We start from the raw sequence: 14,611 nt of genomic DNA on the forward strand, positions 1-14,611 counted from the left end.
GGCCGGGCTCACGCGGGGGCGTCGGCGAGCGGGTTGCGGATGTGCACGTAGATCGACTGGGTCGCCACGGGACCGACGAGTTCGTCGAGGCCGTGCAGTCGGGTCATCAGGTTCGCCTTGCAGCGCGGCCTGGGATCGGTGAGCAGCGAACGCGCCGCGCCGGAGGTGCCCGCGTGGCCGGTGAGCAACGCGCGCAGGCGGGCCAGCAGCACCGACTCCCGGACCAGGCCCTGTGCGCCGAACGCGCCGATCAGGCCGAGCAGGTTGTTCACGCCCAGGTAGTAGGCCAGCCGCTCGTCGGCGATCTCGTCCGCCACCACGGTGTCGCTGGCAACCCCCGCGGCGGGCAACCGCCGGGCCAGGTCGCCGGCGCGCGAGGCACGGAAGTAGTAGCCCTGGTTGTCCCGGTAGCGCCCGCCCACCGGCAGGCCGTCCGCGTCCAACAGGACCAGGGTGTTCTGCTGGTGCGCCTCCAGCGCGATGCCCGCGTGCCGGTCCAGCCACAACACCGGTTCGGCCACCACCTCCAGGTAGCGCTCGAACCACTCCTCGGCGACCGACGCCGGTGCCCGCCCGGTGCGCTCGGCGAGCGCGTGGACGTATCCGGCCAGCCGCGAGGGGCCGATCCCGGGCCGTTCGGCCACCAGCGCGGCCACGCACGAGACCCGCTGGTCGACGCCGAACGGATTCGCCCGCAGCACCAGTTCCAGGCCGGCCGCGGGTCGGTCCTGGCGCGGGAACGGCTCCGGCGGCGCCACCGAGATCCAGGCCGGGTCACGCACGATGTCGAAGGCGGGGTGCACGGCCCGCAGTTCGTGCTCCAGGCCGGAGCGCAGCAGGCGGTGCACCTCGATCCCGCGCAGCAGTTCCTTGGGCAGGTTCTCCCGGCGCGAGTTGGTGATCCGCAGGCCCAGCGAGAGCTTGAGCATCACCTCGGCGTCGGGTCGGTAGACGGTGCGCACCGACGAGGTGGGATGCCACGGCGCGCCGGCCGGGCCCAGCGCGCGCAGCCGACCCGCCTCGAACAGCGCCCGCAGGTGCGGGCGCTCGGGCAGGTCCCGGGCCTGCCACGGGTGGGCGGGCACCAGGACGGTGCCCTCGGGCGCGCGCAACTCGCCGGCGAACTCGGCGAGCACCTCGGCCGCCTCGCGCTCCAGCGCGCTGTCCTGCGCGACCAGGTCGGCGTCCGCGGCGAACCAGTGCAGCGCGTAGGAGCCGCGCAATTCGGGCGACCACGCGGCGTCCTCGTCCGGGTCGAGCCGGTCTCGGCTTTTGGGCGTGGGATGCATCGGATGGCCCAGCACCAGCGACTGCTCGGCGGCCAGGAACGGTGCCGTGCCGGGCGGGTCCTCGGGATGCGCGCGGCGGTAGGCGATGTAGCGCTCGGCGTGGGTGACCGAGTCGGCCACCCGGATCGCGGTGTCGCCGCACGCCCCGCCCGCCTCGTGCGCGCCCGCCTCACCCGCGCCGGCCTCGTGCCCGCCGGCCTCCGGCGCGCTCGCCTCGTCGCCCAGCAGCAGCGTCAGCGTGACCGCGTTCAGCGGACCCTCGTCGACCAGGTGCGGCGCGCCGAAGCGGTGCCACCCCGAGGGCGACCAGTAGTGCACCGGCACCGTCAGGGTCCGGCCGATCGCGGGCAGATCGATGGTCAGCACGCTCGACTCCGGCTCGGGCAGCGCGCGTTCGCGCACCCAGCAGCGGAGCAGGCATTCGACCGTCGCCCCGTCGGCGGCCCGCCGGGTGTCCGGCGCGTCGAGATGGTCCGTTTCGGGATCCGTCCGCACGGCGGACGGGTCGGGACCCGCGATGGTCATCGCTGCTCCGTGTGGTGTCGATCGACCCGGTGGTCGATGCCCGTTGATGAGCGTGCTGTCGGGATATGGAGATTTCGACCCGTGTCGATTGTTCGGCGCGAAAGGACGCGAACATGCGAGGCGCGCGGAACCGAAGATTGTTGACGGAGCGTCAGCCCGCCGAGGCGCTTTCCGCGCGCCCCGCCTCGACCACGGCCGCGAGCAGCGCCGCCAGGTCCGTGCCGGTGGTGTTCGGGTTGAGCAGGGTGAGCTTGAGCCGGACCGCGCCGGGCCCCTCGCCCAGTTCGGTACGGCCCACCACCGCGCGCCCCTCGTGCAGCAGCCGACGGCGCAACGCCGCGTTGACCCGGTCCGCCTCGGCCCGGTCCGCCCGACCGCGCCCGTCGTACCGGTCGGGGAGGTAGCGAAAGACCACCGAGGTGAGCACCGGCTCCGCGACCAGTTCCAGGCGCGGGTCGGCGCGGATCAACTGCGCCGCGTGCCGGGCCAGATCGTGGCAACGATCGACCAGCTCGCCCAGCCCCGAGCGGCCCAGCGCGCGCAGGGTGACCGCGATCTTGAACACGTCCGCGCGCCGCGTGGTGCGCGGCGAGTTGCCCAGCAGGCTGAGGTAGCCGGCCTGTTCGTCGTCGTCCGGATTCAGGTACGCGGCGCGCTGCGCGAGCGGGCCCAGCAGCGCCGCGTCGCGCACCAGGAAGACCCCGGCGGCGATCGGCTGCCAGCCCAGCTTGTGCAGGTCCAGCCCCACCGAGTGGGCCCGGTCCAACCCGACCAGCAGCGGCGCGAGTCGCTCCGAGAACAGCGCGCCGCCGCCGTAGGCCGCGTCCACGTGCAGCCACGCGTGCAGTTCGCGGGCCACCGACACGATCGCCGGCAGCGCCTCGACCGCACCCAGGTCGGTGGTGCCCGCGGTGGCCACGATCGCCGCGATCCGGTCGTTGCCGGCCAGCACCCGCCGACCGGCCGCGGCCAGCGCGTCCGGGTCCATCCGATGGTCGGCGCCGGCCGGCACGGTGACCACGGCGTCCTCGCCCATGCCGAGCAGGCCCGCGCAGCGGCGCACCGAGAAGTGCGCGGCCTGCGAGCACAGGATCCGCCGCCGGCCCACCCCGGGCCCGGCGGCGTCGCGCGCGAGCAGCAGCCCCATCAGGTTGGCCTCGGTGCCGCCGCTGGTAATCGTGCCGCCGGCCACGCCCGGAGTGAAGCCGACCAGGCCCGCGAGCGCGGCGACCACCTCGACCTCCAGCGCGCCCGCCGCCGGGGCCTGGTCCCACGAGTCGAGCGAGGGGTTGAGCGCGGCGGCCACCAGGTCCGCGGCCACCGCGACGGCCAACGGCGGGCAGTGCAGATGCCCCGCGCAGTGCGGATCGGCCGGATCGGCCGTGCCCCACGCCAGCAGCGCGGACAACTCGCGCAGCGCGGCGAACTCGCCCACCCCGATCACCGGCAGCGGGCCCGGACCGCTCCCGGCCGCCCCGCGCGCGGTCGCGAACGCCCCCGCCGCACCCGCGCCCAACGCGCCCGGGCCCAGCACCCGGGCCACCTCGGCCGCGACCGCGCCCGGACCGCCCGCCGGCAGCGGCCCGCCACGCGCGCCCACCCCGGCCTCCAGCGCGGACAGCGCGACCTCGACCAGCGCCCGCAGCGCGTCGGCACCGGTGGCCCCGCCCGCGAGCGCGGCCCCGACCGGATGTCCGACGTGCCGCGTGCCGCTCACGCCGACCCCGAACCGGCCGGCGTGCCCGAGTGCCCGGCCCCGGCCGCCTCGATCGCGTCCGCCAGCCGCTCCAGCACCGCGTCCGCCTGCACGTCGGTCATCGTCAGCGGCGGCAGCAGCCGCACCACACTGTTGTGCCGACCGCCCAGTTCCACGATCAGCCCCCGGGCCAGCGCCTCGCGCCGCACCCCGATCGCCAGCCGCGGCGCCGGGGGTCGGGCCCCGCACGCGTCCGGGGCGGCGTCCGGCTCGACGATCTCCACGCCGAGCATCAGGCCCCGCCCGCGCACCTCCCCGATCGCCGGCTGATGTGGCATCAGATCGCGCAGCGCGCCCGCGAGTCGGGCCCCCAGCACAGCCGCCCGCTCGTGCAGCCGGTGCTCGCGCACGAAGGCGATCGTCGCGGTGCCGGCGGCCATCGCGAGCTGGTTGCCGCGGAAGGTGCCCGCGTGCGCGCCGGGCCACCAGTGGTCCAACTCGGCGCGGTAGACCACCACGGCCAGCGGCAGGCTGCCGCCGATCGCCTTGGAGACGACCATCACGTCCGGCACCACGCCGGCGTGGTCCACGCCCCACATCGCGCCGGTGCGGCCCAGGCCGGTCTGTACCTCGTCCGCGATCAACGCGATCCCGCGCTCGGCCGTCAGCCGGCGCATCTCGCGCAGCCAGCCGTCCGGCGCGGGCAGCACCCCGCCCTCGCCCTGGACCGGCTCCACGATCATCCCCGCGGCGGCCGGCACCCCGCCGCCCGGATCCGTCAGCAGCGTGCGCGCGTAGTGCGCGGCGATCCGCTCGCCCTCGGCGCCGCCGGTGCCGAACGGACAGCGGTAGTCCTGCGGGAACGGCAGCCGCACCGTGTCGCCGGTGCCCGCACCGGTCGCGTCGCGGATCGCGGTGTCGCCGCTGACCGCGAGCGCCCCCTCGGTCATCCCGTGGTAGGCGCCGGTGAACGCCACCACCCCGCGCCGCCCGGTCGCGGTGCGCACCAGCTTCAGCGCCGCCTCCACCGCGTCGGTGCCGGCCGGCCCGCAGAACTGGATCCGGGCGTCGCGCGCCAGCTCCGGCGGCAGCGTCGCGAACAGTTCCTCGACGAAGCGGTCCTTGACCGGCGTGGCCAGGTCCAGCACGTGCAGCGGTGCGCCGGTGTCCAGCACGCCCCGGATCGCGGCGAGCACCACGGGGTGGTTGTGGCCGAGGGCGAGCGTGCCGGCGCCGGAGAGGCAGTCCAGATAGCGCCGGCCGTCGGCCCCTTCGACGGTCATCCCGCGCGCGCGCACCGGCACGATCGGCAACGATCGCGCGTAGGTGCGCGCCGAGGACTCGCGGGCGGCCTGTCGGCGCAGGATGCCCGGCCCGTCGGCGACCGGCGTGCCGGAGCGCTGCCGACCGATCCGCCCGGCTTCCGAGGGCGCGGGGTCGGCATGAGCGGTGTCGGCGGGCGTGGTGCCTGCGGGCGTGGTGCCTGCGGGCGTGGTGCCTGCGGGCGTGGTGCCGACAGGCGCGGTGTCGGCGGGCGGCACGGGCGGCGCCGGGTCCTCGGTACCGGAGCGGTCGTCCGGCCTGGTCAGGGCGGCGGTCATGACTGCGGCACCTCCACAAGGGCAATCGGAAATTAGGTAAGGCTTACCTTTAGATGACGACGGAAAGCAAAATCATCATCACAACGAGTGACTATCGCCGGATCGACGGCCCCTGCTGAAACAACGACCGAACCGCCGCCCGATCACGGCCGGCACGCCCTCCGATACTGTCGGGCCGTCGAGTACGGGGGCGCACACGGGGAGGTAGGCGCTTGACGCGCGGCGTTCGCACGCTGTTCGTCACGCTGACGGTGGCGGTGTCGCTGCTGGTGACGGGCACCGTCATGGCACTGACACTGGACGGCGCCGGCAACGACGACGGCAATGACAAGGCGCCGGGTGCGCTCGCGGATCCCGGCGATCCCGCGCACTGGACCCCGGAACGCATGAGCCGGGCCAAACCCCGGGACCCCGAGAGCGACGAGGGCCCGCCCCTACCCGCTGCGGCTCCCCAGGATCCGGACCCGCAGCCCACCGGCGGCCCCCTGCCCGACGTGCTCGCCGAGGCCAAGCCACCGCCCGTACAGGCCCGACCGATCGCCCGCCCCTACACCGGCGAGGCCGGCACCGTCGCCGTCGGCAAACTCTTCTTCGAGGCCCCCGACGGCCCCTCGGTCTGCTCCGGCACCGTGGTCGCCGACCCCAAGCGCCCCGGCCGCAGCAACCTGGTCTGGACCGCCGGCCACTGCGTCCACGCCGGCCGCGGCGGCACCTGGTTCGGCAGCCTGCAATTCGTGCCCGCGTTCAACAGCAGCGGCCAGGCCACCTTGGCCAACCTCGGCAACCCCGGCCCGGTCGCGCCGTTCGGCCAGTGGCCGGCGACCTCGGTCGCCACCTCCGAGCAGTGGCGCGCGGGCGGCACCGGCTCCACCTCGCCGGCCACCGCCCACGACTACGCGGTGGTCGAGGTCAAGAACCCCGACCGCGGCCCGCGCAGCCTGGAGGAGGTGGTCGGCCGCGCCCTGCCGGTCTGGTTCGACGCCCCGCGCGACCTCCCCGCCGCCAGTGCGTACGGCTATCCCCAGGACGCCCCCTTCGACGGCCTGACCATGTTCGGCTGCACCCAGGCCCCGCGCCGGATGACCGTCGACCCGAACGCGCCGCCGCTGCTGCGGATCGGCTGCACCATGACGGCCGGCGCCAGCGGCGGCGGCTGGTACGCCACCGCCCCCGACGGCACCCTGCGGCTGATCGGCAACAGCGCGCTCAGCGGCGCCGGACACACCTGGATCGCCGGCCCCTACCTGGGCCAGGAGGCCCGCCGGATGCTGGAGGATCTGGGCGGCAAACGCTGAGCGAAGCACACCCGGCGCCACGGCCGCACCCCGGCCGGACACGACGAAGGCCCGGGCCACACACCGACATCGGTGTGCGACCCGGGCCCGAAGACGCCGAGGATCAGCGCTTGGCGACCACGAACCGCTCCAGCTCGGCCGCGAGTTGCCGGCCCACCCGGGCGTGCAACCAGGTGCCCGCCTCCCGGTGCTCGGTGGCCAGCAGCTCACCGCTGCCGTGCACCTTGGCGACCAGATCGCCGCGCTCGTACGGCACGACCACCTCGACCTCCACGTCCGGACGCGGCAGTTCCTCGTCGATCAGCGCGAGCAGCTCGTCCATGCCCTGCCCGGTCCGGGCGGACACCACGATCGCGTGCTTCTCCCGACGCAACAGCCGCGCGAGCACCTCCGGATCGGCCGCGTCGGCCTTGTTCACCACCACGATCTCGCGCACCTTGTGCGCCTCGACCTCGGTGAACACCTCACGCACGGCCGCCAGTTGGGCCTCCGGCGTGGGGTCGGAGCCGTCCACCACGTGCAGGATCAGGTCCGCGTCGGCGACCTCCTCCAGGGTGGACCGGAACGCCTCGACCAACTGATGCGGCAGATGCCGCACGAAGCCGACCGTGTCCGCCAGCGTGTACCCGCGACCGCTGGGCGTCTCGGCCCGGCGCACCGTCGGATCCAGCGTGGCGAACAGCGCGTTCTCCACCAGCACGCCCGCACCGGTCAACCGGTTCAGGATCGAGGACTTGCCGGCGTTGGTGTAACCCGCGATGGCCACCGACGGAATGGCGTTGCGCCGCCGCTCCTGCCGCTTGGTGTCCCGGGCCTTCTTCATGTCCGCGATCTCGCGGCGCATCTTGGCCATCTTCTCCCGGATGCGCCGACGATCGGTCTCGATCTTCGTCTCACCGGGGCCACGCGTGGCCATCCCGCCACCGCCGCCGCCACCCATCTGGCGCGACAGCGAGGCGCCCCAGCCGCGCAGGCGCGGCAGCATGTACTGCATCTGCGCCAGCGAGACCTGGGCCTTGCCCTCTCGGGACTTGGCGTGCTGCGCGAAGATGTCCAGGATCAGCGCCGTGCGGTCCACGACCTTGACCTTGACCACGTCTTCGAGCTGAATGAGCTGACCCGGGGTCAGCTCACCGTCGCAGACCACGGTGTCCGCGCCCGTGGCGATCACCACGTCGCGCAGTTCCCTGGCCTTTCCGGACCCGATGTAGGTCGCCGGGTCCGGCTTGTCACGGCGCTGGATCAGTCCGTCCAGCACCTGCGAGCCCGCGGTCTCGGCGAGCGCCGCGAGTTCCTTGAGCGAGTATTCGGCGTCGGCCGCGGTCCCGTCGGTCCAGACCCCGACGAGCACGACCCGTTCCAGGCGAAGCTGCCGGTATTCGACCTCGGTGACATCGGTCAGCTCCGTGGAGAGACCGGCGATCCGGCGGAGCGCGCTGCGCTCCTCGCGGTCGAACTGGTCGCCGTCGTAGTCGAGCGGACCGACTCCGACGTCATCGCCCGTTCCGAATCCGTCGAAGGCCGCTCCGTCGTCGAAGCCGTCGGCGTCGTCGAATGGGGGAGTCGGGTCCGTGTCGTCGTGTCCGGCGCGGTGTGAGCGAGAAGTCATATCGTCCTGTTCAACGTAGTCGGCGGGCCGCTCCATTCCCCGGGGCGGCCGTCACGATGGTCCCACGACGGCCGCCGCGCGGGCATCCGGGTTTTCGGCCGGTTCGTCACCCGACACCCGCGAACCCGGCCGACCCGCCGCCCGACCCGTCGGCCGGCCCGCCGCCGCGCCCGAGGCGCCCGCCCGAGTCGCCCCCTCGGGTCCACCGCGCGGGTCCACCCCGCGCCGCGACCTCACGAGGTGAGCAGTCGCGCCTGTCCCGCGTCGGTGTGCACCTTGATCTTGTGCTGCGACTGGTCGTTGCGCGAGACCTTCACGTCGGTGTCACCGATGGTGGTGGACACGTCCGCCGCGTACTGCTGCCCGCCCGGGACGCGCACCGTGGCCCGGCCCGCGTTGGTCTTGGCGTCCACGTCGGTGGGCGGCTTGGTGAAGGTCAGGTCGATCGACCCGGCGCTGGTCTGCGCGGTCACCTTCGCCGAGGTGACCCCTTCGCCGTCGATCTTGCCCGCGCTGGTGTGCAGGTTGAGCGTCCCGGTCACATCGCGCAGGGTCACGTTGCCGGCGTCGGTGCGGATGTCGAGCGCGGCACCCCCGCGCGGGATGGTCACCTCGTACGCCACGAAGCAGGCCTTCTTGTTCGCGCAGTCGTAGTCCAGGACCAGTTGGCCGTTGCCGTCCACGTTGTGCGTGGTCGTCGGGGCCGTCTTGTCGTAATGCTGTTTCTCCGTCACCTTGACCGCCTTGACGTCGGCCTCGGTCACCTTGACGTTGCCCGCGTTGCTGTCCACCTTGATCGAGCGCACGTTCTGCGTGACGTCGTAGGAGGTGGTCTTCTTCTCCGCCTCGTGATCGTCGGTGTCCACGTTGAATTCGCACGCGGTCAGGACCAGCGGGAGTGCGACCAGCGGGACCAGCAGGGCCAGTCGGCGAGTGCGGGCAGACATGGGATCTCCTTGGGTCGGGGCGGGGTGCGCCGCCCGAACGCACGACCACTCCCCCGCTTTCCTGGTACCCCTCAGGCTAGGAATACCCGCCTCGTCCCGCGTCGGTCCGGCGTCGGGTAAGGCGGGTCCTTCCCTGGCAGGAGAAACCCCCGAGGCGCTCCACCTCCAGGAAGGACCCGCCCAGGGGTTCTCCCGGACCGCGGTACCGGGACCCACCGGCCGCGTCAGTGCGCCAGGCGCGCGCCCAGGGCCGGTTCGAGGGCGGCGAAATCGGCCGCCTCGGCCTCGTCCAGGACCGCGTAGCCGGCCGCCACCAGCTCGTCCGTGAGCTCCTCCGCGGCCTCCCGCCGGGCCCTCAGATCGTCCGTGACCTCGGGAAACGGCTTCCGGTGCCCGTAGAACTCCAGATACGGGCTCGCCTCGGCCACCTGGGCCTCCGCCGGCGAGAGACGATGCGCGGCCAACGCCAGGATGTGCAGCCCGCCGCGGTGCTCGCGCAGCGTCTGGAGGTTCTGCGCGAGCACGGCGGGCGCGTCATCCGCAAGAGGTACACCGCGCCAGGCCGAGTAGAGCGGAGCCAGCCCACCCAGGTCGTTGGACCGCACGATCCGGGTGGTGATCGCGGCCAGTCGCTCCACCTCGGGCAGATCGGCCAGGTGCTCGCGGCCCCACGCGCGCACGCATTCCGCGTACAGCTCGCCGATCCGCGCGGGCGGCGCGACCTTGCTGCCCGCCTCCCACATCGGGATCAGGGTGTCGGCGGTGAAATGGTGGAACGCGCGGACCACCGTCTCGTCGTCCGCGTCACCGAGCACCCCGCCGCGACCGGTGACGTACAGGGTCACGCCGTCCAGGCCCAACTCCGCGCCGCGCGCCACCGTGTTCGGCGAGAAGAAGAAGGCCCCGCCCGCCTGCACCGTCTGCTTGACCGCGCGGGTGGTGGCGCGTGCCGTGTCCAAGCTGCTCATGCCGCTGTCTCCCCATGACGTATTGCTTGACCAGGTCATGCAAGACCTATCACGGGGCGCCGGGCGTGCACAGGTGCCGAACCGGGCCGGCGACATCGCCGGCCCGGATGTCACAGCCGGGCGAGGTCGACCCGTCCCTCGGCGACGATCACGGCCGGGCCGGTCATCTCGATGTGGCCGTCCACCCGCTCGGTGATCACCAGCCGACCGCCCGGGACGTCCACCGTGTAGGTGACCGGCTCACCGGTGACGGCCGGCTCCGCGCCGTCCGCCCGCGCCGCGGCGACCATCACCGCACACGCCCCGGTCCCGCACGAGCGGGTCTCCCCGGAGCCGCGCTCGTGCACCCGCATCGCCACGTGCCCCGGCCCCCGGCGCACCACGAACTCGACGTTGACCCCTTCGGGGTAGGCCCCTTCCGGGGATACCGCGGGCGCCGTGTACAGCAGGCCCGCCTGGGCCAGGTCCTCGACGAACACCACGGCGTGCGGGTTGCCCATGTCGACGTTGGTCGCGGGCCGCACCCGCCCCTCGACGTCCACCCCGATGCCCTCGGAGCCGGGCAGCCGGGCCGCGCCCATGTCGACGGTGACCGGGCCCTCGCTCGGCACGGTGACCACCTTGACCCCGTCACGGGTGGCCACCCGCAGCTCGCCCGCCTCGGCCAGGCCGCGCTCGACCAGGTGCCGGCCGAACACCCGCACGCCGTTTCCGCACATCTGCGCGACCGACCCGTCGCTGTTGCGGTAGTCCATGAACCACTCGGCCTCGCCCGCCAGATGCTCGGCGGCCGGGTCCTTGGCCGCGCGCACCACGCGCAGCACGCCGTCGGCGCCGATGCCCGCGCGCCGATCGCACAGCGCGACGACCTGCTCGGCGGTCAGGTCCAGCTCGCCGTCCGCGTCCGGCACGATCACGAAGTCGTTCTCGGTGCCGTGGCCCTTGAAGAAGTGCAGAGTGCTCACCGCACCATCCTAGGCCGTGGCCGCGAACGCCCCCGGCGGGTTTCCACCGGGGGCGTTCGGGTGTGGGAAGGGGTCGGACCGCCAGGGTGAGGCCCGTTATCGGAGGGCTCCCGCCCATCGGGCCCGATCAGTCGGGCCGGACCACACCCGCGGCTCCACCACCCCTGCGGGTCGGTTCCGCCACCGCTTGGACCCGGCCGCCCGGGAGGAACTCCAGCGCCGCGGCGGCGCCGATCTCCGGATTGGCCTTGAGCACGTGCCCGCGTTGCTCCAGGGCCGTGCGCAGCGAAGCCGGCACCCCGGGTTCGACCTCGGTGGCCGCCCCGTTGCGCTGGGACAGGCGCGGCGCGGCGACCGCCTGCGGCAGGGGCAGCCCGCGGTCCAGCCGCCCGGTCAGTACCTGGAGCACGGTGGTGATGATGGTCGCGCCGCCGGGCGAGCCGACCGCGATGAACGGCCGACCGTCGCGGAGCACGATCGTCGGCGACATGCTGCTGCGCGGGCGCTTGCCCGGCGCGGGCAGGTTGGGGTCGAACACGCCGGGGGTGAGCGGCGCGAAGTTGAAGTCCGTCAGCTCGTTGTTGAGCAGGAAGCCGCGGCCGGGCACGGTGATCGCGCTGCCGCCGGTCTGCTCGATGGTCAGCGTGTAGGACACCACGTTGCCCCAGCGGTCGGCGGCGACCAGGTGGGTCGTGGACAACCCCTCGATCGGCTCGGCCGCCTCGGGGGTGCCGGTGGGCCGGCAGCTCCGGTCGTACGGCGCGGTGGGATCACCCGGCGGGACCGGGCTCACCGCGGCGTGCTCGGGGTCGATCAGGCACGCGCGCTCGCGGGCGTAGCCGTCCGCGAGCAGGCCCCGGAGCGGTACGTCCACGAAGGCCGGGTCGCCGACGTAGCGGTTGCGGTCGGCGAAGGCGAGGCGGGACGCCTCCAGGTAGTGGTGCGTCGCGGCGACCTCGTCCTGCCGGCGCGGGTCGGTGGTCTCCAGCATGTTGAGCGCCTCGCCCACGGTGGATCCGCCCGACGAGGACGGCGCCATGCCGTAGACGTCCAGCCCGCGGAAGTCGACGCGGGTGGGCCGCTGGTCGAGCACCCGGTAGCGGGCGAGGTCACCGGTTTCGATCAGGCCGGGCCGGAAGACCCGGTCCGCGCCGGGCGCCATCGGTGGTTGTTGGGCGGTGCGCACCACCTCGCGGCCGAGCCCGCCGCGATACAACCAGTCCACACCGTTGCGGCCGAGTTGCTCGTAGGTCCGGGCCAGGTCCGGATTGCGGAAGACGCTGCCCACGACGGGCGGCTGCCCGTTCGGCAGGAACAGCTTCGCGGTCGGGGCGATGTCGTCGAACCGGCTCGCGTTCGCCGCGGTCTGGTCGCGGAAGGTCTGGTCGACCACGAACCCGCGCTCGGCCAGTGCCCGGGCGGGCTCCAGGGCCGCGCGCAGGTTGGTGGTGCCCCACTTGCGCAGCGCGGTGTCCCAGGTCTGCGGGGTGCCGGGCACACCCACCGAGAGCCCCGAGTTGACCCCCTGGTCGAACGGGATCGGCAGCCCGGTGGCCGGGTCGAGGAACGCGCCCTCGCCCATCCTCGCGGGTGCCGTCTCCCGGCCGTCCAGGGTGCGCACGGAGCGGCTGCGGGCGTCGTAGTAGACGAAGTAGCCACCGCCGCCGATCCCCGACGAGTACGGCTCGGTGACGCCGAGCGCGGCGGCCGTGGCCACCGCGGCGTCCACCGCGTTGCCGCCGCGGCGCAGCACGTCCAGACCGATCCGGGTGGCGTCGGGGTCGACGCTGGAGACCGCGCCGCCCCACCCCGTGGCCACCGGCTGCTTGGCCGGTGGGCCGGCCGATTCGCCGGGGTGCGCGGACGCCACTCCCGGAATGGTCAACGCGAGCCCCAGCGCCGTACCCAGCGCCATGGCGCGACGAACAGAGCGGATCACGACCGCCTCCCCCGAGCAGGTTTGGGTGTGCCACGGACCCCCCACCGTGCCACGCGGGCCCCACCCGCAACACCCCTACGCGGGTCGGATCACCCGTTCGAGCGCGGCATCCAGGAGGTCGGCCCGGGAGTGCTCCAGCCACTCGATCCGCGGATCGCGCCGGAACCAGGTGTCCTGCCTGCGGGCGAACCGGCGGGTGGTGCGCACGGTGTCCTCGCGGGCCTCCTCGTCGGTGCACTCGCCCGCGAGCAGTCGCAGCACCTGCGCGTAGCCCAGCGCGCGGGACGCGGTCCGGCCCTCGCGCAGACCGACCCTCTCCAGCTCGCGCACCTCCTCGACCAGTCCCGCGGCCCACATCCGGTCCACCCGCGTGGTGATCCGCTCGTCCAGCACCGGTCGGGGCACGTCCACCCCGATCTGCACGCTGTCGTAGAACGAGCGGTGGGTGGGCAGCGTGGCGGTGAACGGCCGCCCGGTGAGCTCGATGACCTCCAGCGCGCGCACGATCCGTCGGGCGTTGCCGGGCAGGATCGCGGCGGCGGCGGACGGGTCGGCCGCGGCGAGGCGCTCGTGCAGCGGACCGGGGCCCACCCGTTCGGCCTCGGCCTCCAGCCGGGCCCGGATCTTCGGGTCGGTGCCGGGAAACTCCAGGTCGTCGAGCACCGCGCGCACGTACAGCCCCGAGCCGCCGACCAGGACGGGGGTCCGGCCGCGTGCCAGCAGGTCCTCGACCAGCACCCGCGCGTCGCGCTGGTACTCGGCCACGCTGGCGGAGACGGTCACGTCCCACACGTCGAGCAGGTGGTGCGGGACGCCTTCGCGTTCGGCGACGGTCAGTTTGGCGGTGCCGATGTCCATGCCCTTGTAGAGCTGCATGGAATCGGTGTTGATCACCTCCCCGTCCAGCGCACGGGCCAAGGCGACCCCCAGATCGGACTTTCCGGCCGCAGTGGGACCGACGACGGCAATGACACGGGGACTCACCCCCCAAGTCTGCCGGATCACCGCCCCCGGTCGTGCCGGGCGCGGCCCCGGGGCGCCGTCGCCACGCGTGCCGTCGCTCGTTGCGGTACGGCCGCCCGCGTGGTCGTGACCGGCACCGTTCGCTCTCGTTGATCTCCGGCGACCCATGTACTCCGGGCGGCTCGGCGCAACGTCCCCCGTGTTGCCGCCGAAATGCACGACAACGACCACAGACATACGGTCTAGGAGAAATTGTGAGTGTTTTCGACTGGTTCAAGCGGCGTCCGAGTACGTCGGACGAGAGCGGCCCGTGCTGCTCGCACAACGCGGCGGGTACGGACACCGCCACGCTGGTCGAGGACCGGCCCGCGACGCCGGCATCGCCCGCCGCCGAGGCCGAACCGGTCGAGGCGACGGCCACGACGCCCGCTCCCCGGGCCCCCGGGGACGCGGCCGGTGAACCGGTCGAGGCGGGCGCATCCGAGGAGGAGCGGGACATGGGTGTCTTCGACAACATCAAGGCCAAGGCCGAGGGCCTGCTGGGTCAGCACGGCGACAAGGTCGACAAGGGCGTCGACAAGGCCGCCGAGGTCGCCGATCGCAAGACCGGCGGCAAGCACACCGACAAGATCCAGGGCGCCTCGGGCAAGGCCAAGGAGGCACTGGGCAAGGCCGGCGGCGGCGCACCCGACGCGACCGCCGAGGCGGCGCCCGAGAGCCGTCCCCCGGCGGAACCCGGCGCCTGAGTCGCCCGCGGGCGGTGGTCACCGGATCCCGGTGGCCGCCGCCCGTCGTCGTGTCCGGGGCGCACCGC

The 14,611-nt window shown here is 73.8% G+C and carries 11 protein-coding genes; 2 read left to right on the forward strand and 9 right to left on the reverse strand.

The features are described from left to right. Window positions 1-8 precede the first annotated feature (8 nt). The 3 genes from ACWCPW_RS44300 to ACWCPW_RS44310 form a co-directional block, all read right to left on the reverse strand. Window positions 9-1,814: an IucA/IucC family protein gene (locus tag ACWCPW_RS44300; protein ID WP_449767302.1), complete on the reverse strand. Its 1,806-nt coding sequence runs from the start codon at window positions 1,812-1,814 to the stop codon at window positions 9-11. 151 nt (window positions 1,815-1,965) lie between these two features. Beyond that, complete coding sequence (locus tag ACWCPW_RS44305; protein WP_449767303.1) at window positions 1,966-3,531, reverse strand: pyridoxal phosphate-dependent decarboxylase family protein; 1,566 nt, start codon at window positions 3,529-3,531, stop codon at window positions 1,966-1,968. After that, the gene (locus tag ACWCPW_RS44310; protein WP_449767304.1) at window positions 3,528-5,111 is read right to left on the reverse strand and encodes a diaminobutyrate--2-oxoglutarate transaminase family protein; all 1,584 of its coding nucleotides are present in this window, start codon (window positions 5,109-5,111) and stop codon (window positions 3,528-3,530) included. Before ACWCPW_RS44310 ends, ACWCPW_RS44305 begins: the two co-directional genes overlap by 4 nt. A gap of 212 nt (window positions 5,112-5,323) precedes the next feature. Between ACWCPW_RS44310 and ACWCPW_RS44315 the strand changes: the two genes are divergently transcribed. Further along, window positions 5,324-6,406, forward strand: coding sequence for a trypsin-like serine peptidase (locus ACWCPW_RS44315; protein ID WP_449767305.1), 1,083 nt, complete (start codon window positions 5,324-5,326; stop codon window positions 6,404-6,406). A gap of 103 nt (window positions 6,407-6,509) precedes the next feature. On the opposite strand, the gene hflX is transcribed toward ACWCPW_RS44315, so the two are convergent. From hflX to miaA, 6 genes are all read right to left on the reverse strand, one after another. Beyond that, window positions 6,510-8,015 carry a GTPase HflX gene (gene hflX, locus ACWCPW_RS44320; protein WP_449767306.1) on the reverse strand — a complete coding sequence of 502 codons (1,506 nt, stop codon included), beginning with the start codon at window positions 8,013-8,015 and terminating at the stop codon, window positions 6,510-6,512. A gap of 233 nt (window positions 8,016-8,248) precedes the next feature. Beyond that, on the reverse strand, window positions 8,249-8,962 hold the full coding sequence (locus ACWCPW_RS44325) for a DUF4097 family beta strand repeat-containing protein (RefSeq protein WP_449767307.1): 714 nt from the start codon (window positions 8,960-8,962) through the stop codon (window positions 8,249-8,251). Between the two features lie 224 nt (window positions 8,963-9,186). Next, complete coding sequence (locus ACWCPW_RS44330; protein WP_449767308.1) at window positions 9,187-9,930, reverse strand: SCO6745 family protein; 744 nt, start codon at window positions 9,928-9,930, stop codon at window positions 9,187-9,189. A 110-nt stretch (window positions 9,931-10,040) separates the two neighbouring features. After that, window positions 10,041-10,895, reverse strand: a complete 855-nt coding sequence (gene dapF, locus ACWCPW_RS44335) for a diaminopimelate epimerase (protein WP_449767309.1) — start codon at window positions 10,893-10,895, stop codon at window positions 10,041-10,043. Window positions 10,896-11,022: 127 nt separating this feature from the next. Continuing rightward, window positions 11,023-12,810 (reverse strand): gamma-glutamyltransferase, encoded by a 1,788-nt coding sequence (gene ggt, locus ACWCPW_RS44340; protein WP_449767352.1) that lies wholly within the window; start codon window positions 12,808-12,810, stop codon window positions 11,023-11,025. A gap of 99 nt (window positions 12,811-12,909) precedes the next feature. After that, window positions 12,910-13,818, reverse strand: a complete 909-nt coding sequence (miaA, locus tag ACWCPW_RS44345; protein WP_449767310.1) for a tRNA (adenosine(37)-N6)-dimethylallyltransferase MiaA — start codon at window positions 13,816-13,818, stop codon at window positions 12,910-12,912. Window positions 13,819-14,051: 233 nt separating this feature from the next. Here miaA and ACWCPW_RS44350 point away from each other — a divergent pair, with 233 nt between their 5' ends. Further along, on the forward strand, window positions 14,052-14,543 hold the full coding sequence (locus ACWCPW_RS44350; RefSeq protein ID WP_449767311.1) for an Rv0909 family putative TA system antitoxin: 492 nt from the start codon (window positions 14,052-14,054) through the stop codon (window positions 14,541-14,543). Window positions 14,544-14,611 lie beyond the last annotated feature (68 nt).

The organism is Embleya sp. NPDC001921, from assembly GCF_053594475.1.